Consider the following 24,995-nt stretch of genomic DNA (forward strand, 5'->3'; position numbering starts at 1 on the left):
TTTTTTTATTTTAGGGGTTCGAATCAATAGAATTCTTCGCTTATGGATGAGGAAGAAAAAATATTTTTAGAAAAACCTCAACTAATGTGATCTACCAAGGCTATAAGGTGAGAGGAAAAAAATCTCCCAATGAAAGCATAGTTTTTCTCTCACTGCTCCTTGACAACTGAATACCCCGAAATGCAAGAGATACTTCAAGCAGAATATGCCATGACGATAATTCCGAGCGTATTCCTTGAAAGATAACGAGGTTGTGTCAAACAAGGCAAACCCTCTGGAACAGTAGCATTTCGGCTCATTTTTAACAGGCAAGGAGGTGAAATAACTGAATATACAATATGATAACTTGCCACAGGTGCTTAAAGATAAGCCACAGTTTTGCTGCTGGAAATATGAAGAACGAAGTGGTAGAAAAACCAAAGTTCCATATAACCCAGTAACAGGTAAAAGGGCAAAAGCAGATCAGCGGAGTACATTTTTAGATTTTAGTTCGGCGGTAGCTGCTATAAGTGATTATGACGGTATCGGATTTTTGGTAGGTAATGACATTTGCGTTATCGACTTAGATGATTGCTTTGATAGCAGCGGTAAGCTTAAGCCTATTGCCCAAAGTATTGTAGAGGCTTTTAGTGGTTGCTATATGGAACACAGTCCATCTGGAAAAGGGCTGCATATTTTCTTTAAGGCCACTGGCTATAACTTTGACAAAACAAAATACTATATCAATAACAGAAAGCTGGGAGTTGAGGTCTATGTGGCTGGAGCTATTAATCGCTTTGTTACCGTAACGGGAAATATGTTTGCAGATGGAGAGATAGCGGAGAAATCGAATGAGCTTCAGATGATACTAGACAAGTATATGCTACGTTCTACCCCTGTGAAGCAACTTCAGGATACAGAAAGTCAATCCTATCTGTCTGACAAGTCTGTTATTGAGAAGGCATTAAAATCAGCAAATGGAGAAAAATTCAAAGCATTATGGCAAGGAGATACGTCTGGTTATGCTTCTGCAAGTGAAGCTGATTTGGCACTTTGCGGTATGCTGGCATTTTGGTGTGGCAGGGATATTGGACAGATGGACAGACTTTTCCGGCAGAGCGGCCTAATGCGAGATAAATGGAATAGACCACAGTCCGGCAGTACTTATGGAATGATAACCATAGTAAAAGCAATTGCAAATGCTACTGAAATATACAAGCCAGGTGGTAAGCGTTCATCAGCTGCAGAAGATTTTGGTGAATGTTCCCTTGCTGACTTTAAGCCTGAGAGTAACGGTCGCTACCCTTGGACGGATATTGGGGCAAGCAGGCTGTTTGCTGATTATTATAAATCTTTTGCCCGCTTTGTTCCTGAAAGGAAGATGTGGTTTTGCTATGAGAATGGCATTTGGATTCCTGATATCGGTAATCTAAAAGTAATGGAAATGTGTAAATCATTGGCTAATCAACTGCTAACCTATGCTTTGACTATTCAGGATGAACATCAAAGAAAGGCATACATTGACTATTGCCGAAAGTGGCAGTCAAGAAGATACAGGGAAACGGTGCTTAAGGATGCACAGAGCGTATATCCCATATCAATGGCTGAATTTGACCAAGACCCACTTATGCTCAACTGTGCCAATGGCACATTGTTTTTAATGTCTATGGATTTTCGTCCCCACAACAGCGAGGACAGGCTTACAAAGATATCTGGTGTTAAGTATGATCCAGAAGCAAAAAGTGAGCGATGGGATAGATTTATTCATGAGATTATGAGCGGAGATGAGGAAAAGGCAAAATTCCTCCAAAAGGCCTTTGGCTACAGTATCAGCGGAGACACTCGGTATGAATGCCTGTTTGTTCTCTATGGTGCTACAACTCGAAATGGTAAAGGTACGCTATGTGAGAGCATTCTTAAGGTATTAGGCAGTTATGGCTGTACCGCAAGGCCAGAGACTATCAGTCTGAAAAAGAACAATAACAGTTCAAGTCCAAGTGAAGATATTGCCCGGCTTGCAGGAGTACGCTTTGTGAATATCTCCGAACCTAGCAGAGGACTTGTCTTAAATGCTGCACAGGTAAAAAGCATGACGGGTGGTGACACCATTAACGCAAGGTTTCTACATGAGAATTCTTTTGACTTTTCGCCAAAGTTTAAGCTGTATATCAACACCAATTATCTGCCCGTTATTACGGATATGACGCTGTTTTCTAGTGGCAGAGTGGTGATTATTCCTTTTGAACGACACTTCGATGAAAGCGAGCAGGATAAAAACCTAAAACGTGAATTCGCCAAACCGAAGAATCAGAGTGCTATCCTCAACTGGCTAATTGAAGGCTATCAGTTGTTAAAGAAGGAAGGCTTGACTTTACCTGATTCTGTTAAGACAGCAACGGAGGCTTATAAACGTGACAGCGATAAAATAGCATTATTTTTCGAGGATGCCTTGGAGGAAAGTCCTAACAGTGAGGTGCGGACATCCGAAGTGTATGCCCGGTATCAGCGGTGGTGTAGTGCCAATGGATGTTATTCGGAGAATGCAAGAAACTTTAAACAAGCATTAACAGCTATTGCCCGTGTAGAACGGAAACGACCACGTTCTGGTGGTGGAATGACCACAATGCTTATCGGATATAAGCTGACTGAAGAAGAATTTCTTCTTATTTAAACACAGTGTAGCAGCTTGTAGCAAGAAAAACAGGTTATATAAAAAATCGCTCTCGTATAGAGAGTTTAGTTTTTACCTGCTACATCTTGCTACAAAGCTTAAAACCACTAAAACACTGGATACAACTCCATGTGTTAATACCTGCCCCTAGGGGAGGTCAAATCTCCACACCTTTACATCTGGACAACGGGCGTGGGGCAACGCGTAAAAAAACGCAGTTTCAAACGGGGTATATACCCCACATTTAATAGAATTTAGGAGGTAAACGATTATGGCAACATCAACAACTTATAATAGAGCGTTTTGGAATGTTATGAAAGGAAAAGAAGAAAATAATCAAAATCTAAGCGAGGGCTTTGATAATGCAGGAGCTTATGTCGCACCAGATGAGTTCAGAGAAGGCTTTAACACTGCTTTGGCAAAGGAGAATATATTCCGCAGATTTGCCACTGTTATCAATCTATCTTCTGCAGAAGGTAAAATTCAAGCGGTATCCTCAACGGGTACAGCAGATTGGGTTGAAGACGGAGATCCAATCCCCGAAAGTGCCGATACATTTACACAGTTTCTGGTGAAATCATACAAGCTGGCATCTCTTATCAAGCTAAACCGCTCATTCGTCACCGATATGAACTTTAATCTAGAAAAATATCTGATGGGTGATTTTGCGAAGCGTTTTGGCAAGGCTGAGGAAAATGCATTGCTTAATGGAAATGGCACAACTCAGCCAACAGGTATCCTTACGGCAGACGCAGATGTAACTACAGCAGACAATAGTACCATCTCTTTTGATGAGATCATCTCTCTGTATTTTTCATTAAAAGATGAATACCGAAATAACGCTGTGTTTATCATGCATGATAATACAGCCATGCTTCTTAGAACCCTTAAAGATACAAGCGGTAGTTATCTGTGGAATTCTTCGGATAACACCATCTTCGGAAAACCTGTAGTTACCTCTCCATATATGCCTACAGTATCAGCAGGAGCAAAAAGCATTGTATTTGGAGATTTATCATACTACTGGCTGATTGAACGTCAACCAATAACGATAAAAAAATTAAGTGAGTTATATGCATTGCAGGGGCAAATCGGATTTTCTGCTTACGAAAGATTGGATGGCAAGCTAATTCAACCAGATGCTCTGAAAATATTACAAATAAAAGCTTAAATAATGGATTAGGTACTGGGTCATCAATTCGGCTCAGTGCCAGTTCCTTCAAAACATCGGACAGGAGGTCACGATATGGAAAATCAAAGTAACAGCCGCACAACCAAATCCGATATCGGAGGTACGGTCTATGTGGTGGAATCACGAGTAAGCGATTCAGCAAAGGAAAGTGCATATTCCAAGCTGAAACGACTGATTACAGTCAACGCAAAAAGCCTTTCAAAGTTATCTGATAGTTCATATAAACCCACGGAAATCAACTCGACTTCTTCAAGGTAGTACGGTAATATACATAGTGCTAAACCGCTTGAAGACTGTCGGAAATGGAGGAGAAAAATGAATAGACAGTCAACATTTAGTACTATACGTAAATCAACATTAGCATTTGAAGAAGCGAAAATTACTGCTCTTTACTGCAGGCTTTCCCGTGATGATGAGCTTGCAGGGGACAGCAACAGTATAGTAAACCAGAAGGCAATTCTAAAGAAATATGCTGAGGACAACGGTTTTCGTAACATCGAATTTTATGTGGATGATGGGGTCAGCGGTACAACTTTTGATAGACCAGACTTTAACCGCATGATTGCAGATGTAGAGTCCGGTAGAATCGGAACGATTATCATCAAGGATATGTCCCGCTTCGGCAGGGATTACCTCAAAGTAGGTTATTATACCGAGATTATGTTTCCTGAAGCAGATGTACGATTTATTGCTATTAACAACGGTATTGATAGTGCAAACCAAGCAGACAGTGACTTTACACCGTTTCTTAACATTATTAATGAATGGTACGCTAAGGATACTAGCAAGAAAATCCGTGCTGTGTTCAAATCCAAAGGACAATCCGGTAAGCCACTCTGCACCAATCCACCTTACGGTTATATTAAAGACCCTGAAGATAAGTTGCACTGGATTATAGATGAGAAAGCCGCCGAAGTGGTCAGAGATATTTTCCGACTGTGCATGGCTGGCTTTGGACCCACGCAGATAGCAAAGCAACTTGAAAAGCGATGCATTGATACACCTACGGTTCATCTTCGCAAAATGGGTATTAACACTCCAGCAAGACCACCTGAAAACCCATATGCTTGGTCGGCTCGTACCGTAGCAGATATTCTGGCTAAAATGGAATATCTAGGTCACACGGTGAATTTCAAGACTTCTAAAAAGTCATATAAGAGCAAAGTCAAGATATTGAACAATCCAGAAGATTGGCTAGTTTTCAAAAATACCCATGAAGCAATTATTGATGAGGGGACTTGGGAAACAGTGCAGAAAATCAGAGATGGCAAGCGAAGACCATCACGATTAGGTGAAATGGGAATGCTTTCTGGCATGATGTTTTGTGCCGACTGTGGAGCAAAGCTGTATCAGGTTAGAGGCAAGGGATGGACACACGATAAGGAATATTTCGTTTGTGCGACTTACCGCAAGAAAAAGGGTATGTGCAGTTCACATCAGATACGTAATGTTGTAGTGGAACAGCTTTTGCTAGAAGATTTAAGACGTGTAACCTCCTTTGCCAAAGACCATGAACAGGAATTCATCCGTATAGTTATGAATAATTCAGAAAAGGAACTTGCCAAAGAACTCCGCCAAAGTCAAAAGGAGTATGAACAAGCACAGACTCGCATTGCTGACATAGACAAAATCATTCGAAAGCTATATGAAGACAATGTGATGGGCAAAATTCCCGAAGAGCGTTTTTACAAGATGTCGGCTGAATATGAAGCCGAGCAGAAGGCACTGGAAGAAAGGATATCCAAATTAAAGCATACCATTGATACAGCAAATGAACAGTCCCTCAATACCGACCGCTTTTTGGCACTGGTTAAAAAGTACACAGAAATTACAGAATTGGATGCAGAAATTATCCGAGAGTTTATTGACAAAATTATAGTATTCAAGGCTGAAAAGATAGATGGCCGCAGAACCCAGCGGATTCAAATTTTCTATAACTGCATTGGTGCTATCGACTTACCAAAATAAACGAAAAAACGGCATAGCCGAATATCAACGACTATGCCGAATTTTTTAGGAATTATAAATCCCTATCTGACCGCTCCTAATACCCGGTATTTTTATTTGGGCTTAAATGGTGTATACTGGTAGTTGAATTCTTTTAGTGGAGGTACCCAATGGACGAACAGTTAATCATAAATCAAGTTTCCGAAGCCACTAATATTAGCAGTAAGCAAGTATTACCCACCGTTAAGCTATTGGACGAAGGTAATACTGTTCCGTTTATATCTCGTTATCGTAAAGAAGTTACCGGTGAATTAACTGATGTTCAGGTGCGTGATATAGAGGAGAAACTAAAGTTCTTCCGCAACTTGGCACAGCGCAAAGAAGAAGTGGTGCGCTTAATAGCTGAGCAGAAAAAGTTAACTCCTGAATTACAGCAACAGATAGAAAGTGCCACTAAAATTACCGAAGTAGAAGATATCTATCGCCCCTTTCGTCCCAAACGTCGTACCAAAGCATCCATTGCCAAAGAAAAAGGCTTAGAACCGTTAGCCAATTACTTACTATCATTTCCTGCGGTGGGTGATGTATGGCAGCAGGCTAACAAATACCTAAATATAGAAAAAGAAGTGACTTCTGCCGCCGAGGCGTTACAAGGTGCCCAGGATATTATTGCTGAACAGGTAGCGGATCACCCCAATGTTAGGGGGTGGGTAAGAAGGTTTATGGCCAAACATGGGAGTTTAGTGACCGTTGCCAAGGATGCCGATGCTAGGTCGGTCTATGAAATGTACTATCAATATAATGAACCAGTGAAAAAGATTTTACCTCATCGGATACTGGCCATAAATCGTGGAGAAAGGGAAGAATTTTTAAAGGTTAGGATTGAAGTAGAAGAAGAGCAGATTCTAGAACATCTTTATAAAGAATGGACTAAACCCGGTAGTGTAACCACCGATCAGGTTAAACAAGCGATCAAAGATGGATTAAATCGCTTAATACTGCCGGCGGTGGAACGGGAAGCGCGCAATGAATTGACTGAGATTGCTGAAGAACAAGCAATTAAAGTCTTTAGTAAAAACTTGCATCAATTATTATTGCAACCTCCGGTCACTGGCAAGATTATGTTGGGGGTGGACCCTGCCTACCGCACTGGCTGTAAATGGGCGGTGGTTGACGATACTGGGCGGTTGCATGAAGTGGGTGTGGTTTATCCCACTCAGTCTGCGGCTAGAGTAGAACAGGCGAAAGCAGTATTTAAACAACTGGTGGACAAGCACCAGATAGACATTATCGTTATTGGTAACGGTACTGCTTCTAGAGAAACCGAAAGCTTTGTTGCTGAGTTTATTAAAGAATATACTGCCAAACAATTGCAGTATATAATTGTCAGTGAAGCAGGGGCCAGTGTATATTCCGCCTCTGATATAGCCCGGGGTGAATTTCCTGACCTGGATGTGGCCCAGCGCAGCGCGGTATCCATCGCCCGTAGATTGCAGGACCCATTGGCGGAACTGGTGAAAATTGACCCTAAATCATTGGGGGTAGGGCAGTATCAGCATGATGTTAATCCGAAAAAATTGGCAGAAAATCTTACTGCTGTGGTAGAAACGGCCGTTAACCATGTCGGTGTGGATGTAAACACCGCTTCCCCGGCGCTGCTGGCTTATGTAGCTGGTATTAACGTTACCGTGGCCAAGAATATAGTGGCCAACCGGGCAGAAATCGGACGGTTTAAAAATAGAAACCAGTTGAAAAAGGTGCCGCGGTTAGGCCCCAAAACATACGAGCAATGTATTGGTTTTTTGCGCATTTTTAACGGCGAAAACCCGTTGGATAAAACCCCCATTCACCCTGAATCCTACGATATAGTAAAGAAACTGTTACAGCAAATTGATTGCAAGCTGGAAGAAGTGGGCAGCGAGGAAATGCGCCGCAAGCTTTCCCAAATAAATGTTGAGCAGATGGCAACGGCACTAAATGCCGGTGTGCCAACTTTGAAGGATATAGTGGAGGCACTGATGCGCCCCGGGCGTGATCCCCGAGAAGAATTGCCCAAACCAATACTGCGCACCGATGTGTTAACAATGGATGACTTAAAGCCGGGTATGGAACTTAAAGGGACGGTACGCAATGTGGTGGATTTTGGTGCCTTTGTGGACATAGGAGTGAAAGTTGATGGGTTGGTACATATTTCACAAATGACCGACCGCTTTATCAAGCATCCACTGGAAGTGGTGTCCTTAGGTGATATAGTTACCGTTTGGGTGATGGAAGTGGATACTGTTCGTCAGCGCATTAGTTTAACTATGAAAAGGTAATATTATGAAATTGCTTATTCACAAACCAAATGGTTGTGATATAATACACATAGTATAATAATCGACTACATAACTTCAGGAGGGATTTTTGTGAATTTACTTATTATGGGGCCGCCTGGTGCTGGTAAAGGAACCCAGGCCGAAAGATTGGTTAAGGAATTGGCAATCACTCACATTTCCACCGGTGATATGTTCCGTGCCGCCATCGCTGCCGGTACTGAAATGGGCATGAAGGCCAAGGAGTACATGGACAAGGGTGCATTGGTGCCAGACGAAGTGGTTATTGGTATGGTAAAGGATCGCCTGCAAGAGGAAGACTGTAAAGAAGGTTTCTTGCTTGATGGTTTCCCCCGGACAGTGGAACAAGCTAAAGCCTTAGACGCTACCTTAGAAGAGCTAGGCATTAAACTGGACGGTGTAATTAACATTGAAGTTCCGCTGGAGAAGTTAATGGCTCGTCTGACCGGTCGTCGAGTTTGTAAAGGTTGCGGCGCATCTTATCATGTGCTCTTTAACCCACCGCAAGCAGAGGGTAAATGTGACAGTTGCGGCGGCGAATTGTATCAGCGCAGCGATGACAACGAAGAGTCCGTTGGCACTCGCCTTAATGCCTATATGGAAAAAACCCAGCCGTTAATTGATTACTATCAAGCCAAGGGATTAATTAAAGCTATAAATGGTGATCAAGATATTGACAAAGTGTTAGCTGATGTTTTAGCTGCCGTTAAGTAATTGTATTAAAGGGGCTGTTGCAAAACTGTGCAACAGCCCCTTTATTGTTAATGACGAAACCCAGGTGTCTTTTGCCTTTGCATTTTAGGTTAATTGAAAAACCCGGCACCTGCTGCAGTTGGCGAACGACATATAGTGGCGCAGCGAACCGAAGTTAGCGAAGGAGGTTGTTGGCGGCAGGGTGGCGCATAGGACGTGCGCCACCGGCAACTGAGCCATGGACGGCGAATTTGCCGGGTACGCTGCCGGAGACAACCGGATGAGCTTAGTTCGGTCTGCGAAACTATCCCCAAAGTGAGCGGTGCAGCAGGTGCCGGGTTTACTGAAACCTTTATCTTTTGCTTATGGGGATGTTTCTCCACGGCTCATTGGTTGGGGCGGATTTTGGGTACTGTATATCTGACCAGACATATTTAAGTGTTTTGAATGCAAATCGCTGGTTTCGCCATAATTGTCATTCCATACATGGGCTTTATGGTTGTCAATGGCAGCAAAGGTTTTGGCCTGTTGGGCATGCTCATTCACTAGGGACGCTGCTTTTTCTACACTAATAATTGTTCCTGGTCCACCCACACAACCGCCGGGGCAACCCATTCCTTCCATAAAATTGGCGTCTAATTTACCCTGTTCCAGTTGTTTTAAATACATGTTGCATTCCTTGAGTCCGTTGCCCTGCACAGCTTTGATCTCATATTCAGGAGCCAGCCTTTTAACAGCCCGTTTGATAGCTTCGGTTACTCCGCCAGTATGGGCGTAGATTCGGCCATCGTGGGAGGCATCTTCCATTTCCAGTTCACCTAGCGAACCATCTAAAGGCACATCACCGGCCTCTAATAAAGCTTTAGTTTCTTTAAATGTTAACACACAATCTATGGCCGGATGTAAATCCGGTCGCTTGGCTTCTGACTTTTTGGCAATACAGGGGCCGATGAAGACTACTCGACACTGGGGTTCACGATTCTTCAGCATTTTACCCAGGGCGATCATTGGTGATACTGATGGGGAGAGCAAATTGGCTACCTTTGGCCTAATCTTTTCCACCAGTTTAATAAATGCTGGACAACAGCAGGAGGTAATCATAAAATTTTCTCCTTGTTGCCGACGATTTACAAATATTTCAGCTTCGTGCTCGGTAATTACATCTGCCGCTAGGGCCACTTCATAAACATCGGTGAAGCCGATGGCTTTTAGAGCCCCCTTAATTATTTCCGGCGTCACCCGGTTGCCAAATTGGCCCACAAAGGATGGTGCTAAGATGGCATAGACTGGATGTTCCTTTCGTTGCATAATCATACTGGCCACCTGGGCAAACTCTGAACGGGTAACAATGGAACCGGTAATGCAAGAATTAACACACCAAGTACACTCTACGCATCGGTCTGGGTTGATGCTAAAATTACCCTTTTCATCTTTGTTGATGGCCCCGGTAGGACAAACGTCAGCACAAGGTTGCATGTCTAGGCAATCATCACATGCCCCTTCAATAAGTTGCACTAACAGCATGCTTTCACCCTTATCTTCGTCCATCAAAAGTGATAATCTTTTATTGAGCCGTTCCCGCCAAAATTGATACTGCTCATCCTTTTCAGTAATACCGCTGTCTTTCATAATCCGGTCTATCACTTTGTCGCGTTTAGGGGCTTGGCCTTCACCTTCTCTGATTTGCCTAGCTAAACTAACTAACACTCGATGGGCAAATTCACTGGGTTGCAAAACATCACCTCATTGGTATTGGCATATATGAGGTATTGTTTTCAAATTACATAAAATTATCCATATCTAACAAGAAGTCGGAATTCAATTTGTTGCGACTTCTTCTTCCAGTTCTACCCAAGCAGTTAAATATTCATCTAATTTTTCTTTGGCTATGGTCAAGGTTTCGTTGACTTCTTGACACCTATTATGATCTTTATAGACTTCTGGTTTACAAAGATCTGCCTCCAGTTTGGCAATCAGTTGCTCTTGCTCTGTAATCAGTTGTTGTAGCTCATCTATTTTTCTTTGTCGCTGTCGTTCTAGGCGTTTTATCTCTTTACTTTTATAATAATTTTCTTTATCCTTCTGGGTGGTTTGTTCATCTTGGATGTTAGCTATTTGTAGTGGTTCCGGTATAGTTGGTTGTTGTTCTTGTTTTTTTAGCAGGTAATAGTCATAATCACCCAGAAAACTTTCTACGCCGTTTTTATTTAACTCGATTATTCTGGTGGCTACACGATTAATGAAGTAACGGTCATGGCTGACAAATATTATTGTACCTGGAAAATCGGTCAGGGCATTTTCTAACACTTCACGACTATAAATATCCAAGTGGTTGGTTGGCTCGTCCAGTATTAGCAGATTGGCCCTTTGCAAAAGCATTTTAGCTAAAGCTAACCGGGCTTTTTCGCCACCACTTAGATCAGCTACCCTTTTCAAGACATCTTCACCACTAAATAAGAAGTTGCCCAGCACGGTGCGAATATTCTTTTCATTCATTAAGGGATATTGGTCCCAAAGTTCATTAAGAACTTGTTTATTGCCTTGTAGATTAGCCTGCTCTTGATCGTAATAAGCTATTTGTACATTGGTGCCATAATAGATGGAGCCAAATTTCGGCTTGATAAAATTTAACACCGTTTTGAGTAATGTGGATTTTCCAACCCCATTAGGACCAACCAAGGCCACGCTTTCACCACGTTCAATTAATAAATTGATCCCCGATGACAAAGTTTTATCGGCATAGCCAATACTCAAATCCCTAAGCTTTAATACCTCTTTGCCACTTTGCACTTTTACATCAAAATTAAAGTTAGCCCTTTTTGTGGCCACCTCAGGTTTATCCTGAAGCTCCATTTTTTCTAGCATCCGCCGTCTGCTTTGGGCCCTTTTGGTTGTCGAAGCCCGAGCCAGGTTGCGTTGGACAAATTCTTGTAACTTAGCCACTTCTGTCATCTGTTTGTTGTATTGCTTAAGCTGTTGTTCCAACTGTTCGGCCTTTAATTCTAAGTATTTAGAATAGTTGCCAGCATAACGCACAATTTTATTGCGCTCCAGCTCATAGATGATATTTGTTAATGTATCCAGTAGGTAGCGGTCATGAGAAATCACCAGCATGGCCCCAGGATATGATTTGAGATATTGTTCCAACCAGTTTAATGTGTTAATATCCAAGTAGTTGGTGGGCTCGTCTAACATTAAGACATCTGGTGACTGTAGCAATAATTTAGCTAGGGCAACCAATGTCTTCTGGCCGCCACTTAAGCTTTTAATGGCGGTATCATAACCTAGGTCTGTTAAGCCCAATCCATGCATAACGCTGCGGGTTGTGGCCTGATAACTATAGCCACCTTTATCCTTAAAGGTATCAGATAGTTTAGCATAGTTATCCAACAACTGTTGGTAACCTTTACCATCAACTGCAGAATCGGCTATTTGCTGTTCCAGCTTTCTTAGTTGCTGTTCCATTGAAATTAAGGGTTGGAAAACGGCAATCAGTTCTTGATAAATGCTGTTGTCGGAGTGCAAACCGCTGTCTTGGGAAAGATAGCCAACGGAAATTTCCTTTGGTTTAATAACCTCACCGGCATCACAGGTGAGGTCTCCGGCCAATATTTTCATCAATGTGGACTTGCCAGCACCATTGATGCCCACCAGTCCAACCCGCTCGCCGGATTGGACAGTTAGGGTAACATCGGATAAAATAGTTTTGGCGCCATAAGATTTTACAATATGGGATGCTTGTAATAATATCAACTTGCTCACCTCTACACTTTAAGTAGTTTATCGCAGCATGTTGGTAACAGGCAAGGGTTTGCTGCCATATAAATTAAATATTTATCACAATAGGGAGGATGTTATGATTACAGTTGAACCAAAATCAGGAAATATTGGGTTGATTAAAGCACCACATGCGGCAAAGGCCACAGGAATTACATTGTATAGTCCAGACTTTGAGCCTATATACAATGAATTAAAGAAGCTGGATGTTTTAATTGGTGGATCTATGACTGGCAAATTTGATGACCATTGGGAATACAGTCCAGAGGAAGATGCATATTTGTTGATACTAAATTATTTCCAAGGTAAGGCTGAATTTGCCATAAAATTTCCCAAAGCAAGATCCGGTCAAATATTGCAAGCGGTGGTGGAACAAGGACAACGGGTTGTCACCATGGTGCTAAAATATAAACAGGATTCTCACAAACTGTTTGATGATGCAGTGGTACTGATGGGCATTGAGTTAGAAATTTTACCAGAGGCTGGATGGCCGGTAATAAATGATTAATCCATTGTAATAAAGGTGTTCCAACCAAGGAACATCTTTATTATTTTTTTATTGTTGACGTAGCATATTTTACTAAAACACTTAATAAAATGTCTGATAATTGAACACTTTTTCTTTCCGCCGTTGAAAGAAAATTTTTAAATTATTATTTAGTGCTGGCAGGAATTATTGTGCCAGTGTAGAATAAATTATACGTCAAAATATTAAACAATTGATTGTCAAGTGTCATAAGCAAAAAAGTAGTATTAATAGGTGATAGTTTATTATGAAATCTAAGCACAATTTTAATCTGCGTGTCCACGACGTCCCAATAATTACATTGGATAGTGCTGAGTATGAACAAACATTAAAAAATATACCAGAAAAAACTCTTTTAGTAAATGATAATGATGATTTGTTGGCGATATTATCAAACAAAGAATATCATGGACAAGACTTGTTGGTTATGGGTAAAAATGTCAGAGTTAAAGGATTAATTGACAAAACTACTTTGGTTAAACACATTGCCAAATCATACGGTCACTTGCTGGCCTTTATGGAATCGATGTTGGTTTCTGAAGCAGAGCAAAGGAATACAGAGGGTGTTTCTGAATTTGATAAATTGGTGGGTCGGTCGGCAAAGATGCAGGAGATCATTAAGCTGTGTAAAAAGGTTGCTGCCACTGATACCCCTGTTTTGGTGCGTGGGGAAAGCGGCACAGGAAAAGAAACCTTTGCCCGGGCGCTACATCGGGAGAGTCCCCGCCGTAATGGCCCCTTTATTACGGTGAACTGCGGTGCCATTCCGCCCTCTTTGTTTGAAAGTGAGTTATTTGGCTATGCCGAAAGGGCTTTTGCGGGGGTTAATGCAAAGGGCAAGCCTGGTATTATTGAATTGGCGGATGGTGGCACAGTTTTTCTAGATGAAGTAGGCGAGCTGCCGTTAGATATTCAAGTTAAATTAATGGCAGTGATGCAAAGGGAACAGATAACCCGCGTAGGGGCCACTGAACCCACCAAGGTTGATGTGAGAATAATTGCAGCCAGCCACAGAAATTTAGAAAGTCTGTTGGAAAAAGAATTGTTTCGTGAAGATTTATTTTACCAGTTGAATGTTATTTCCATTGAGATGCCTCCATTGAGAAAGCGCAAAGAGGATATTCCGGAGTTGGTAGAAATATATACTCGGGAGTTTGGTGCTGTCTATAATAAACCATTTCTTAAAGTGTCACCGGAAGTGGTCAGAGCTTTTATGGAATACTCATGGCCCGGTAACATCCGAGAATTAAAAAATGCTGTGGAGCGAATGGTGGTTTTGGCAGAGGATGAAGTGGTTACTGTAAACTGCTTGCCTGAAAATCTGCGCAACTACACCTACATATCAATGTCAACATCCCAAAAAGGAAATTTAATGCATATGGCAGTTGAAGCTGAAAGACAGCTAATTTTAAAGTCCTTAGAAAAGGCTAACGGCAATCGATCAGAAGCTGCCAGGTTACTCGGAATACCCCGGAGTACTTTATACTATAAGTTGCGTCAATTGGGTATCCCGGCAAAGGGCCAAAGTTAAATTTTATCTCGGGAGGTGAGGGCGGAACAACAACTGGTTAATTAAGTAGAACAGATGAAGAGAAGTAGAAATGAGGAGGTTAAAAATTGAAAAAGAGAAGTTTGTTATGGGTGCTAATTACACTATTAGCCCTATCACTGATGGTGGTGGGTTGTGGCGGCGGTGAACAAGCAGCCACTGATGGTGCCGACACCTCTGCCGACAGTGGTGACACCATTAAAATTGGTTTTTTAGGTGCCAAAACAGGTGGTCATGCTGATTTCGGCATTAAAACCTTAGCTGGCATGCAAATGGCTGTTGATGACATTAACAAAGCGGGCGGCATTTTGGGTAAACAATTAGAAATTGTTGAAGAAGATCATGGCAGTAAGTTAACCGAAGGTGCGAACGTTGTTCAAAAATTGATTCAACGGGATAAAGTTGTTGCCATCATCGGCGATCCCACCACCGGCATTACCAAATTGGCGGCGCCAATAGCTGAAGATAACAAGATTGTACTTCTGTCCGCCGGTGCGGTGGGTGATAATGTTGTCAATGACGAACAGGGGAATCTGCGGGAATTTGTATATCGGAACACCCTTTTGGATGCGGTTGCCGCTCCCTCAGTAGTTAAATATTTGAAGGAAGAACTGGGTTGGCAAAGGGTTGCTCTAATCACCTCAATGAATAACGATTACAGTGTTGGTTTATCTAAAATCTTTAAACAGGCCTTGTTGGACAATGGTTTAGAAATAGTTGCTGAAGAAAGTGTTCAGGACGGTGACCAGAATTTCAGCGCCCAGGTTACTTCAATTAAACCTAAAAACCCCGACGGTATTGTGTTCACTGGTTATTATACCGAAGGTGGACTGTTAATGAAGGAAGTTAGAAAACAAGGAATGGACATCAACATGGTTGGTGGAGATGGTATGCTTGGTGCCACCCTTTGGGAAATGGGTGGTGAGGCTGTAAATGGCAGTATGGTATACTGTGGTTTTGAAGCTGACCCTTCAATGGCTGAAGGTAAAACCAAAGATTTTATCGACCGTTACAGTGAAGCCAATAACGGCGAACTACCTAACATGTTCGTAGCCCAAGGTTACGATGCGGTGATGATGTTAGCCGATTCAATTACTGCGGCTAACAGTGTTGATCCCAGTGTATTTAAAGAAGAGTTCAAAAAACTAGCCGACTGGCAAGGTGTTTCTGGTACCATTACCATTCAAGACAACCATGAGCCATTAAAGAGCCCAGTCTACCTATTGGAAGTTGCCGAGGGAGATAATGGGCAACAGTTTAAAGTAAAAGCTGCTATTCCTGTAAAATAAATAATCAAGGTGATGACCATTGTGCCTAGGCGCAATGGTCACTCCTTGGTTATACCACCCGAATGGAGGAAGCGTTACATGCTGGAACAACAATTAATTAACGGTTTAACCTTGGGGGCGGTTTATGCATTAATTGCTTTAGGGTACACCATGGTCTATGGTATTATCCAACTGATTAACTTTGCCCATGGTGAAATTTATATGATTGGGGCATTTGTCGGGGTATCGATGGTGGCTGTTTTTGGCCAAGGTTTTTTAGCTTCCATGCTTTTGGCTATGCTGGTGTGCATGATTTTAGGTATGACTCTTGAACGTGTTGCTTATCGGCCTCTGAGAAGATCTACTAGATTGGCAGCATTAATATCAGCCATTGGTGCCTCTACATTTTTGCAAAACGCCATGTTACTTTGGAAAGGCCCTCAACCCGTGGGGTTCCCTGAGGTAATTAAAGACGCCATTTATCATATTGGCCCGATAGAAATATCGAAGGTACAGCTAATTATTTTAGCCACTGCGGCAATATTGATGGCGGTGCTAAATTATATTGTTAAGTATGTCAAGATTGGCAAGGCGATGCGTGCTGCTTCACAGGATTATGATACCGCCTCGCTGATGGGGATTGATATTAACAAAGTAATCTCCTTTACCTTTGCCATTGGATCTGCCCTGGCAGCAGCTGGCGGCGTGCTTGTGGGTATGTACTTTAATTCTGTGGCCCCACTAATGGGTGTGACGGCAGGTATCAAAGCATTTTGTGCTGCGGTTTTGGGAGGCATTGGCAGCATCCCCGGAGCTATGCTTGGCGGGATTTTCCTTGGGGTCGCAGAAACGTTGGGAATTGCAGTGGGCTTTAGTACCTACAGAGATGCCATTGCTTTTACACTGCTGATCATTGTATTGTTATTTAAACCAACTGGGTTGCTGGGGAAACCCATCCAACGGAAAGTGTAGGTGACGCAGCATGGATACTTTGATTGCCTCTTTTATTGATCCATATTATATGCAGGTCCTAACGTTGCTGGGTATCTACATTATAGCAGCTTTAGGTCTTAATCTTATCACTGGCGTTACTGGACAATTTTCATTTGGCCATGCGGCATTTTTAGCCATTGGTGCATATGGCGCGGCCATTTTAACTGTTAAATTTCAAATTCCATTTTATGTTGCCCTTTTAGCCGGTGGGTTAATGGCAGCGTTTTTTGGTGTGGTCATTGGGTTCCCGGCATTGCGCCTCACTGGTGATTATCTGGGCATTGTAACCTTGGGTTTCGGTGAGATAATCAGAGTGGTTTTTTTAAACTTAGAGATTACCGGTGGCGCCCTAGGACTTGCCGGTATTGCTAGAAATTCCAGTATTACTGTGGTTTATGTGCTGGTTGTTATCACTATTATCATTATGTATTATTTGCAGAGTTCCCGTTTTGGTCGAGCGCTGATTGCCATTCGTGAGGATGAGATCGCTGCTGAAACAATGGGAGTGAATATATCTGTTTATAAAATTAAAGCCTTTGCCATTGGTTGCTTTTTTGCTGGTGTTGCCGGTGGATTATATGCCCATTTGCTACAATACTTAAATCCCACTGACTTTGGTTTTGCCAAATCCTTTGAACTTTTATGCTTCGTTGTTTTGGGGGGATTGGGCAGTATCCCCGGGGTTGTGCTGGGGACTACCATTTTGACTATGGCCCCAGAATTCCTTAGGTCTATGTCGGACTACCGGATGATGATTTATGGTGCGCTGATGGTTATCATGATGATTTTCCGTCCCCATGGTTTGTTGGGAGGCATAAACTTGCACCGGATGTTATTTAAGAACAAATATAAAATTGAAACTAACCGCGGCACCACCGATGAGGTGTGATTCTGCGGTAAGGAGTGATAGGTTTTGACAGCGATTCTTGAATTGCAAAATGCAACTATCCGCTTTGGTGGCTTGACTGCAGTTGACGGAGTGAATATGACCATTAATAAAGGCACCATTAGAGCGCTCATTGGACCTAATGGGGCAGGAAAGAGCACAATATTTAATATTATTACCGGTATATATCCACCCTCCAGCGGCAAAGTGTTATTTCAGGGTGAAGATATAACTGGTTTAAATCCCTATCGCATAACCCATCGGGGGATTGCCCGTACTTTCCAAAATATTAGACTGTTTAAAACGATGACGGTGTTGGAAAACGTAAAAATTGGACAACACTGCCGAACTAAAAGCGATGTTTTGGGGGCCATCACCAGATGCATTAATCCCAAAGTAAGACAAGAGGAGAAGCAAATCGAGGAAGCGGCTTTAAAAGCGCTGGAATTGATGGAATTGGCGGACAAAAGGTATGACTATGCTAAAAACCTTTCCTACGGCGAACAACGTCGCTTAGAAATTGCCCGGGCACTGGCCACTGATCCATCCTTGATACTGTTGGATGAACCAGCTGCTGGTATGAATCCGCAAGAAAAGCAAGTGTTGATGAAGATGATTAAAAAAATACAAGATATGGGCTTGACGGTCTTTTTAGTTGAACACGATATGAAATTTGTAATGAATTTATCAGATCAAGTTGCTTGCTTGGACTATGGCCGAAAAATTGCTGATGGGTCACCGGCTGAAGTGCAAAAGAATCCTGAGGTGATTGAGGCATACTTAGGAAAGGATGTGGATTAATTGTTGCTGGAAATTAACGACCTGCACGTTTCCTATGGCGCCATACGGGCATTAAACGGGATATCTTGCACCCTCAATGAGGGTGAAATTGTTGCTTTAATCGGAGCCAATGGTGCTGGTAAAAGCACAACATTGCGTACCATATCGGGATTAATAAAGCCCCATCAGGGTGCTATTACCTATAAAGGTGTAGATCTGACTAAAATGCCCCCCCATAAAATAGTTACTTCTGGTATATCCCAAGTGCCGGAAGGGCGACGGGTTTTTCCGCTGATGTCGGTGATGGAAAATTTAGAAATGGGTGCTTATACAAGAAGTAATAAAGCTGAGTTTAAAGAAACTTTGGCCACAGTGTTCCAGCGTTTTCCCCGTTTGGAGGAGCGCAAAAACCAGTTGGCTGGTACCCTTTCCGGTGGCGAACAACAGATGTTAGCCATGGGGAGAGCATTGATGTCAAAACCCGAGGTGTTGCTTTTGGATGAACCTTCCATGGGTTTAGCACCGATGCTAGTAAAGGAAATATTTGAAATTATTAAGGACATTAATAAAACCGGAACCACCATAATGTTGGTGGAGCAAAATGCACATATGGCGTTATCCATTGCTGATAGAGCCTATGTGCTGGAGACGGGTGAGATTGTACTTTCAGGCGATGCCACAGAACTTGCCAATAATGATCAAGTGCGCAAAGCTTATTTAGGCGAAGAATAACATGATGATCTTCTTCCTAAAGGGAGGATAATATGAATAAACTAGGTAATCTTACAGTGGCGGAAATGCTTTACCGCAATTTTGTGGAAGTGCCTCCTAATATCACTGTTAGCGAAGGGCGAGCCATTGCCGCTATTAAACAGTCAGCATTAATTGTGTTAGAAAACCAACAACCCACCGGCATTGTTCTTTACAAAAAATTATTTAAAAGCAATGTAGATCCCGATGCAAACATCAGTGAGATAATGCGAACTGACTTTACAAAACTGGAGTGCGACACTTTAGAAGATGACATTTTAACTTATTTAAGGGAATTGCGCTATCACCCATTAATTGTAATGGGCAGCAACAAAGAAGTATTGGGATTGTTAGCTTTTGATTTGCTGTTTATTGATTTAACTAATTCATTAAAGGCGTCCCAGGCTAGATTAGAAACGGTATTGGACGTGGTAAATGAAGCAATTTGTGTGGTGGATGATCAAGATAAAGTGGTCTATTGGAACCACAGGGCAGAGTCCCTCTATAATATTAAAACAGAGGATATTGTGGGCCATAATATTGAAAAATATTTTTCCAATCTGATGATAACCAAAGTAATAAAAGAACGCGTAGGAGTAAGTTCTGTTTATCATCAGCCCTGTAAAGGCACCCATGTATTGATAAGTGCCAGTCCGGTGCGGGTTGGGGGTGAAGTAATTGGTGGTGTATCAGCAGAAAAAGATGTCACTGAGGTAATGCAGTTAAATCAAAAACTAACCCATGCCAGCAGCCAAGTTAAGGAATTGGAAAACGTAATTACTAGAATAACCGGGGGTAGAAATCCCTTTACACGGATAAAAGGACATCATCATAAGTTAACCGAGTTAATTAATATGGCGAAAAAAGTGGCGAAAACAAATGCCGCTGTTTTAATTCGAGGAGAAAGTGGCACCGGCAAAGAACTTTTTGCCAGAGCCATCCATGAGGCCAGCAATAGAGCTGACAAGCCCTTTGTGGTAGTGAACTGCGCAGCTATTCCACCAACATTGTTTGAAAGTGAGGTCTTCGGTTATGAAGGCGGGGCTTTCACCGGTGCTAACAGACAGGGGAAAGCTGGCGTCTTTGAAGCTGCCCATCAAGGTACTCTGTTTTTAGATGAGGTGGCCGAGTTGCCGCCTGACCTGCAAGTTAAGTTGCTGCGGGTGTTGCAGGATCAAGAATTTTGTCGGGTGGGTGGCTCAAAGCCCATTCAGGTTGATGTACGGATTATTACCGCCACCCATAGAAATCTAGAAGAAATGCTTCATAAAGAATTGTTTAGAGAAGACTTATACTATCGTTTAAATGTAGTCACTTTAGAAGTACCCCCGTTAAGGGATCGCAGAGAAGATATACCAGAGTTGATCTATCAGTTTACCCAAGAATATAGTCAGCTTTATGGGAAACATATTTCACGGTTAGAACCCAGTGTAATGGCTGTTTTATTAGCTTACCCCTGGCCTGGAAATGTCAGGGAAATGAAAAATGTTGTTGAGAGAATGGTTATTTTAGCGGAGGGGGATACAATAACCGAAGCTAACATACCAAATACTTTAAAGCAACAGCAAGGCAAAAATCAGCTGCCGTATCAAACTGGTTTAGTCTCGGTTACCGAACAAACAGAGAGGGAGTTAATTCAAAAGACACTGGAACAGGTTAATGGCAATCGCTCCCAAGCGGCTCGGATGTTAGGCATACCTCGCAGTACTTTATACTATAAAATGCATCAATTGGGGCTAATGTAACCTCTAACTCCCCTAAAGGCATGGCAAAATGCCTTTAGGGGAGTTTTTTATGTTCATTTATATTTACTATTAAAATAGTTTTTAAATTTGTAATTTAATAACGTGACAATTGTCCAAAATGTGTCAGCAAACTGTCAATGTGTATGGAATGTGGACAGATGTATACATTAGACAAACAATTTGCCGACATCCATATCACATTAAATCAAGTCAATAATTTAGCTTTACTATGGCAAATAATGATTCTGAAATTTCAATAAACTGTTGGCATGTTTCTTGCTGATATTTTAATAGAGAATATTTTGTGGATTAGGAGGTGTAAAAAATGAGAATAAATGAGCACCCCATTTTAAATTTTGAAAAGGGAAGCAAAGTAAAGTTTTATTATAACGGTCAAGCGTTAGAGGGTTATGAAGGCGAAACCATAGCAGCGGCATTGCATGCCAACGGAGTACGAACCATGAGGGAAAGCATTCATCTACATCGGCCCCGGGGTCTGTTTTGCAATATCGGCAACTGTTCTTCGTGTTTGATGGTTGTTGATGGAAAACCCAACGTTAGGGTATGTGTCGAAAAACTGCGGGCGGGTATGTATGTGGAAACCCAGAAAGGGAAGGGTGAATTAAAGTGAGGCAAACCGAAATTTGTATTATCGGCGGAGGACCTGCAGGTTTAACTGCAGCTCTAAAAGCTGCTAACCTAGGGGCCTCGGTAACAGTAATTGATAGGAATGATTATCTTGGTGGCCAATTAATTAAGCAAACCCATCGCTTCTTTGGGTCAAAACAACAGCGGGCATCGGAGCGAGGTATTAATATAGCAAAGGAATTGGCCGAGGCTGTACATAATCACGACAAAATTACTGTTTTCACCGGTGCCACCGTGCTGGGTTATTACAAAGATGGTGTAATCACGGTGGAACATAACGAAAAGTTGATAACAATAAAACCAGCAAAAGCAATAGTGGCCACCGGCGGTGCTGAAAAAAATCTACTGTTCCCTAACAATGATTTGCCAGGCATTTACGGTGCCGGTGCAGTGCAGACGCTGGTGAATGTTTATGGTGTTAAACCAGGCAAAAGGGTTCTGATGGTTGGTGCCGGAAACATTGGTGTAATCGTCAGCTATCAACTCTTGCAAGCGGGCATAGAAGTGGTGGCTATTATCGAGGCTGCGCCAAAAATAGGAGCCTACTGGGTACATGCTTCTAAAGTGGTGCGAGCAGGGGTGCCAATTTATACCAAGCATACCATTAAACGAGCTTGGGGGGAGAAAGAAGTGGCCGGTGCCACTATAGTTCAGTTGGATGATAATTGGCAACCAGTGCCCGGAACGGAAATGGATTTAGATGTGGATGTAATTTGTTTGTCGGTGGGATTGAGTCCCCTCACCGAGCTATTATGGCAGGCGGGTTGTGAGATGAAATTTGTACCTGAGCTTGGGGGTCATGTGCCGATAAGAAACCAACAATTGGAAACAACAGTTGCCGGTGTATATGTGGCCGGAGACGTCGGCGGTATTGAAGAAGCCTCTGCAGCCATGATGGAGGGTGCGTTGGCCGGGTTAAATGCAGCTAAGGCCTTGGGTTATGATGCACCGGACTTTAAGGAACAACAGGCCGATGTAATTAAAGAGCTAACCGGACTGAGATCGGGTCCGGTGGGAGAAAAAATTCTTCATGGTATGGCTAAAGTGGTTAGATAACCTCGTTGAACGAAAGGAGGAATGGATATGTTGGCCCAAAATGGTATCCCCACACCGAAAGATATTGCTCAGGTAATGCCCAACGCCGACAGGCTTGCTAAAGGCCCGGTGGCCATGGCTGAGTGTTTTCAAAATATTCCTTGTGACCCTTGTTATCACAGTTGTAAACGCCAAGCAATACAGCCCTTTAAAGATATTAATGAGCGTCCACAAATAGATCACCAAAAGTGCAATGGTTGTGGCCTGTGCTTAATGCGTTGCCCAGGTTTGGCAATTTTCATTATAGATGAGACATATAGCGAACAGCAAGCGTTAGTGAAACTGCCCTATGAATATTTGCCTTTGCCTGGGGTAGGAGAAGTTGTGGCTGCAGTTAATCGGGCCGGTGAAATCGTCGGCGAAGCTAAGGTGGTTAAGGTACAATCGGGGCAAAATCTTGATGGTACCAGTGTTGTATGGTTGGCAGTACCAAAGGATTTATCCATGGAAGTTCGTCATTTTAAAATTAAGGGGGTGCGGTAATGTCTGGATGTAAAAGCGATGGTCATGATGTCAACATAGTGTGCCGCTGTGAAGATATCACGTTGGAAGAAATCCGCGCCTACTTAAAACAGGGCATAACGGATCTGGAAATGTTGAAGCGGCTACTGCGGGTGGGGATGGGACCCTGCCAAGGTCGGACTTGTACGCCGATTATTATTCGTGAAATTGCCGCCGCCACCGGTAAACCGGTGGAAGATATTATGCCCACTACCTTCAGACCACCAACCACACCTGTAAAACTGGGTGTGCTGGCAGCAGGGGGTGAAGATAATGACTAGGACGACAGATGCAATAGTTATTGGTGGCGGAATCGTCGGCTGCTCCACCGCCTACAACCTTGCTAAATTAGGGTGTAAAAAGGTGGTGGTAATTGAGGAAAAGTACCTGGCCAGCGGAGCCACCGGTCGCTGTGGTGCAGGTTTTAGAATGCAGTGGGGATCCGAGCCAAACTGCTTGTTATCCCGGGATAGCATTCATATGCTTAAAACATTGGAAGAGGAATTGGGTTACCAAGACAGCATTGAATTTAAGCAAAATGGTTATTTGTTGCTGGCCTATAGTGAAAAAATGGTGGAGCAGTTCCATCAAAATTTAGGTCTGCAGCATAGGCTTGATATTCCGTCCCGCTGGGTTACTCCGGAGGAAATTAAAGAACTAGTACCCCAAATCAACCTGCAGGGCTTGCTGGGAGCCACATATTGTCCCGAGGATGGGCACTGTAACCCCTTTAAAACTACCGATGCCTATGCCCAAGCAGCCAAAAGATTGGGAGTAGAGATGCTCACCTATACTAAAGTTACTGGCCTGTTGCGGGATGGAGATAAAATAAAGGGAGTGGAGACCACTGCCGGAGTAATTGAATCACCGTTGGTGATAGGTTGCGCCGGAGCCTATACCAGGCAGTTGGGCTTGATGGTGGGAGTGGATTTGCCAATTCAACCGGAACGTCATCAAATTTTAGTCACCGAACCGGTGGAGCCGCTTTTAGGACCGATGCTAATGTCCTTTTACCATGGAATTTATGGTCAGCAGGTGCCCCATGGTGGCTTTGTGATGGGTTTGGGAGACCCCCACGAAATTAAAGATTTCAATATTGAATCCAGTTGGCAGTTTATGCACGAAATGGCAGCTAAATTCACTTTTATTCTACCGATATTGAAGGAAGTGCGGGTGGTGCGCCAGTGGAGTGGCCTTTATGACTTGACCCCTGATAGAACCCAAATCCTCGGTGCCATTCCGGAAGTGCCCGGGTTCTTTGTGGCTGCCGGATTTTCTGGCCATGGCTTTATGATTGCTCCGGTGGTGGGTAAATTGATGGCTCAAGTGATGTTGGGCATGGAACCGGATTATCCCATTGATATGTACGGAGTAAAACGTTTTGCCAGCGGCGATTTGTATATAGAACCATCAGTTGTGTAATGTGAATTGTATGTGTATTTGAGACTTCCCTCAATTTATTTGGGCCGAAGTCATTTTTTCATATCAGAAATATAAAAAATTAAGTGTAACTACTGCGTTTGATTAGAGAAAATGGAGCATTCCTGTAATGAAATAAAATGCACTTTGAAAAAATAAGTACCTCACAGTAGAATTTAAATGTGCAATCGGCCAAAAGCACAAAATTAAATTCACGGAGGTACTCAAAATGAAGTATAA

Annotated in this window: 21 protein-coding genes; 19 read left to right on the top strand and 2 right to left on the bottom strand. The window is 42.7% G+C overall.

The features are described 5' to 3' along the window. The first annotated feature begins 346 nt into the window (after positions 1-346). The 6 genes from V6C27_03665 to V6C27_03690 all read left to right on the top strand — a co-directional run bounded on the left by V6C27_03665 (position 347) and on the right by V6C27_03690 (position 8,839). Positions 347-2,650, top strand: coding sequence for a phage/plasmid primase, P4 family (locus tag V6C27_03665; protein MEG6615523.1), 2,304 nt, complete (start codon positions 347-349; stop codon positions 2,648-2,650). A 271-nt stretch (positions 2,651-2,921) separates the two neighbouring features. Continuing rightward, the gene (locus V6C27_03670) at positions 2,922-3,821 is read left to right on the top strand and encodes a phage major capsid protein (GenBank protein ID MEG6615524.1); all 900 of its coding nucleotides are present in this window, start codon (positions 2,922-2,924) and stop codon (positions 3,819-3,821) included. 75 nt (positions 3,822-3,896) lie between these two features. After that, positions 3,897-4,100 (top strand): transposon-encoded TnpW family protein, encoded by a 204-nt coding sequence (locus V6C27_03675; GenBank protein MEG6615525.1) that lies wholly within the window; start codon positions 3,897-3,899, stop codon positions 4,098-4,100. 57 nt (positions 4,101-4,157) lie between these two features. Further along, positions 4,158-5,810 carry a DUF4368 domain-containing protein gene (locus V6C27_03680; protein MEG6615526.1) on the top strand — a complete coding sequence of 551 codons (1,653 nt, stop codon included), beginning with the start codon at positions 4,158-4,160 and terminating at the stop codon, positions 5,808-5,810. A 149-nt stretch (positions 5,811-5,959) separates the two neighbouring features. Continuing rightward, positions 5,960-8,107, top strand: coding sequence for a Tex family protein (locus tag V6C27_03685; protein MEG6615527.1), 2,148 nt, complete (start codon positions 5,960-5,962; stop codon positions 8,105-8,107). A 90-nt stretch (positions 8,108-8,197) separates the two neighbouring features. Then, positions 8,198-8,839, top strand: a complete 642-nt coding sequence (locus V6C27_03690) for an adenylate kinase (GenBank protein MEG6615528.1) — start codon at positions 8,198-8,200, stop codon at positions 8,837-8,839. A 342-nt stretch (positions 8,840-9,181) separates the two neighbouring features. Here the strand turns inward: V6C27_03690 and V6C27_03695 are convergent, their stop codons facing one another. Both V6C27_03695 and V6C27_03700 read right to left on the bottom strand, forming a co-directional pair. Further along, positions 9,182-10,552 carry a [Fe-Fe] hydrogenase large subunit C-terminal domain-containing protein gene (locus V6C27_03695; GenBank protein MEG6615529.1) on the bottom strand — a complete coding sequence of 457 codons (1,371 nt, stop codon included), beginning with the start codon at positions 10,550-10,552 and terminating at the stop codon, positions 9,182-9,184. Positions 10,553-10,636: 84 nt separating this feature from the next. Continuing rightward, complete coding sequence (locus V6C27_03700; protein ID MEG6615530.1) at positions 10,637-12,580, bottom strand: ABC-F family ATP-binding cassette domain-containing protein; 1,944 nt, start codon at positions 12,578-12,580, stop codon at positions 10,637-10,639. A gap of 94 nt (positions 12,581-12,674) precedes the next feature. Between V6C27_03700 and V6C27_03705 the strand changes: the two genes are divergently transcribed. The 13 genes from V6C27_03705 (at position 12,675) to V6C27_03765 (ending at position 24,758) form a co-directional block, all read left to right on the top strand. Next, positions 12,675-13,103 (top strand): hypothetical protein, encoded by a 429-nt coding sequence (locus V6C27_03705; protein ID MEG6615531.1) that lies wholly within the window; start codon positions 12,675-12,677, stop codon positions 13,101-13,103. A 265-nt stretch (positions 13,104-13,368) separates the two neighbouring features. Beyond that, on the top strand, positions 13,369-14,652 hold the full coding sequence (locus V6C27_03710) for a sigma-54 dependent transcriptional regulator (protein ID MEG6615532.1): 1,284 nt from the start codon (positions 13,369-13,371) through the stop codon (positions 14,650-14,652). An 86-nt stretch (positions 14,653-14,738) separates the two neighbouring features. Beyond that, entirely contained in the window at positions 14,739-15,959 is a 1,221-nt protein-coding gene (locus V6C27_03715; GenBank protein MEG6615533.1) for an ABC transporter substrate-binding protein, read from the top strand. A gap of 78 nt (positions 15,960-16,037) precedes the next feature. Beyond that, positions 16,038-16,910 carry a branched-chain amino acid ABC transporter permease gene (locus V6C27_03720; protein ID MEG6615534.1) on the top strand — a complete coding sequence of 291 codons (873 nt, stop codon included), beginning with the start codon at positions 16,038-16,040 and terminating at the stop codon, positions 16,908-16,910. Between the two features lie 10 nt (positions 16,911-16,920). After that, the gene (locus V6C27_03725) at positions 16,921-17,820 is read left to right on the top strand and encodes a branched-chain amino acid ABC transporter permease (GenBank protein MEG6615535.1); all 900 of its coding nucleotides are present in this window, start codon (positions 16,921-16,923) and stop codon (positions 17,818-17,820) included. Between the two features lie 24 nt (positions 17,821-17,844). Then, positions 17,845-18,618: an ABC transporter ATP-binding protein gene (locus V6C27_03730; GenBank protein MEG6615536.1), complete on the top strand. Its 774-nt coding sequence runs from the start codon at positions 17,845-17,847 to the stop codon at positions 18,616-18,618. Next, the gene (locus V6C27_03735; protein MEG6615537.1) at positions 18,619-19,329 is read left to right on the top strand and encodes an ABC transporter ATP-binding protein; all 711 of its coding nucleotides are present in this window, start codon (positions 18,619-18,621) and stop codon (positions 19,327-19,329) included. Between the two features lie 32 nt (positions 19,330-19,361). Further along, on the top strand, positions 19,362-21,092 hold the full coding sequence (locus V6C27_03740) for a sigma 54-interacting transcriptional regulator (GenBank protein ID MEG6615538.1): 1,731 nt from the start codon (positions 19,362-19,364) through the stop codon (positions 21,090-21,092). A gap of 325 nt (positions 21,093-21,417) precedes the next feature. Beyond that, positions 21,418-21,723: a (2Fe-2S)-binding protein gene (locus V6C27_03745; GenBank protein ID MEG6615539.1), complete on the top strand. Its 306-nt coding sequence runs from the start codon at positions 21,418-21,420 to the stop codon at positions 21,721-21,723. Then, on the top strand, positions 21,720-22,796 hold the full coding sequence (locus V6C27_03750; protein ID MEG6615540.1) for an NAD(P)/FAD-dependent oxidoreductase: 1,077 nt from the start codon (positions 21,720-21,722) through the stop codon (positions 22,794-22,796). The genes V6C27_03745 and V6C27_03750 overlap by 4 nt, the downstream gene beginning before the upstream one ends. A 27-nt stretch (positions 22,797-22,823) precedes the next feature. Then, the gene (locus V6C27_03755) at positions 22,824-23,318 is read left to right on the top strand and encodes a 4Fe-4S dicluster domain-containing protein (GenBank protein ID MEG6615541.1); all 495 of its coding nucleotides are present in this window, start codon (positions 22,824-22,826) and stop codon (positions 23,316-23,318) included. Beyond that, a complete protein-coding gene (locus V6C27_03760) occupies positions 23,318-23,617 on the top strand; it encodes a (2Fe-2S)-binding protein (GenBank protein ID MEG6615542.1) in 300 nt (99 codons plus the stop codon). Before V6C27_03755 ends, V6C27_03760 begins: the two co-directional genes overlap by 1 nt. Continuing rightward, positions 23,610-24,758 (top strand): FAD-binding oxidoreductase, encoded by a 1,149-nt coding sequence (locus tag V6C27_03765; GenBank protein ID MEG6615543.1) that lies wholly within the window; start codon positions 23,610-23,612, stop codon positions 24,756-24,758. The genes V6C27_03760 and V6C27_03765 overlap by 8 nt, the downstream gene beginning before the upstream one ends. Positions 24,759-24,995: the final 237 nt, after the last annotated feature.

This window comes from Peptococcaceae bacterium 1198_IL3148 (genome assembly GCA_036763105.1).
Lineage (GTDB): Bacteria > Bacillota > Desulfotomaculia > Desulfotomaculales > Desulfohalotomaculaceae > JBAIYS01.

Excerpts from the sequence above, each read along its gene's own strand:
- V6C27_03670 (MEG6615524.1), top strand. The coding sequence starts at position 2,922 with ATGGCAACATCAACAACTTATAATAGAGCGTTTTGGAATGTTATGAAA.
- V6C27_03675 (MEG6615525.1), top strand. The coding sequence starts at position 3,897 with ATGGAAAATCAAAGTAACAGCCGCACAACCAAATCCGATATCGGAGGT.
- V6C27_03680 (MEG6615526.1), top strand. The coding sequence starts at position 4,158 with ATGAATAGACAGTCAACATTTAGTACTATACGTAAATCAACATTAGCA.
- V6C27_03685 (MEG6615527.1), top strand. The coding sequence starts at position 5,960 with ATGGACGAACAGTTAATCATAAATCAAGTTTCCGAAGCCACTAATATT.
- V6C27_03705 (MEG6615531.1), top strand. The coding sequence starts at position 12,675 with ATGATTACAGTTGAACCAAAATCAGGAAATATTGGGTTGATTAAAGCA.
- V6C27_03710 (MEG6615532.1), top strand. The coding sequence starts at position 13,369 with ATGAAATCTAAGCACAATTTTAATCTGCGTGTCCACGACGTCCCAATA.
- V6C27_03720 (MEG6615534.1), top strand. The coding sequence starts at position 16,038 with ATGCTGGAACAACAATTAATTAACGGTTTAACCTTGGGGGCGGTTTAT.
- V6C27_03725 (MEG6615535.1), top strand. The coding sequence starts at position 16,921 with ATGGATACTTTGATTGCCTCTTTTATTGATCCATATTATATGCAGGTC.
- V6C27_03740 (MEG6615538.1), top strand. The coding sequence starts at position 19,362 with ATGAATAAACTAGGTAATCTTACAGTGGCGGAAATGCTTTACCGCAAT.
- V6C27_03745 (MEG6615539.1), top strand. The coding sequence starts at position 21,418 with ATGAGAATAAATGAGCACCCCATTTTAAATTTTGAAAAGGGAAGCAAA.
- V6C27_03755 (MEG6615541.1), top strand. The coding sequence starts at position 22,824 with ATGTTGGCCCAAAATGGTATCCCCACACCGAAAGATATTGCTCAGGTA.
- V6C27_03760 (MEG6615542.1), top strand. The coding sequence starts at position 23,318 with ATGTCTGGATGTAAAAGCGATGGTCATGATGTCAACATAGTGTGCCGC.
- V6C27_03765 (MEG6615543.1), top strand. The coding sequence starts at position 23,610 with ATGACTAGGACGACAGATGCAATAGTTATTGGTGGCGGAATCGTCGGC.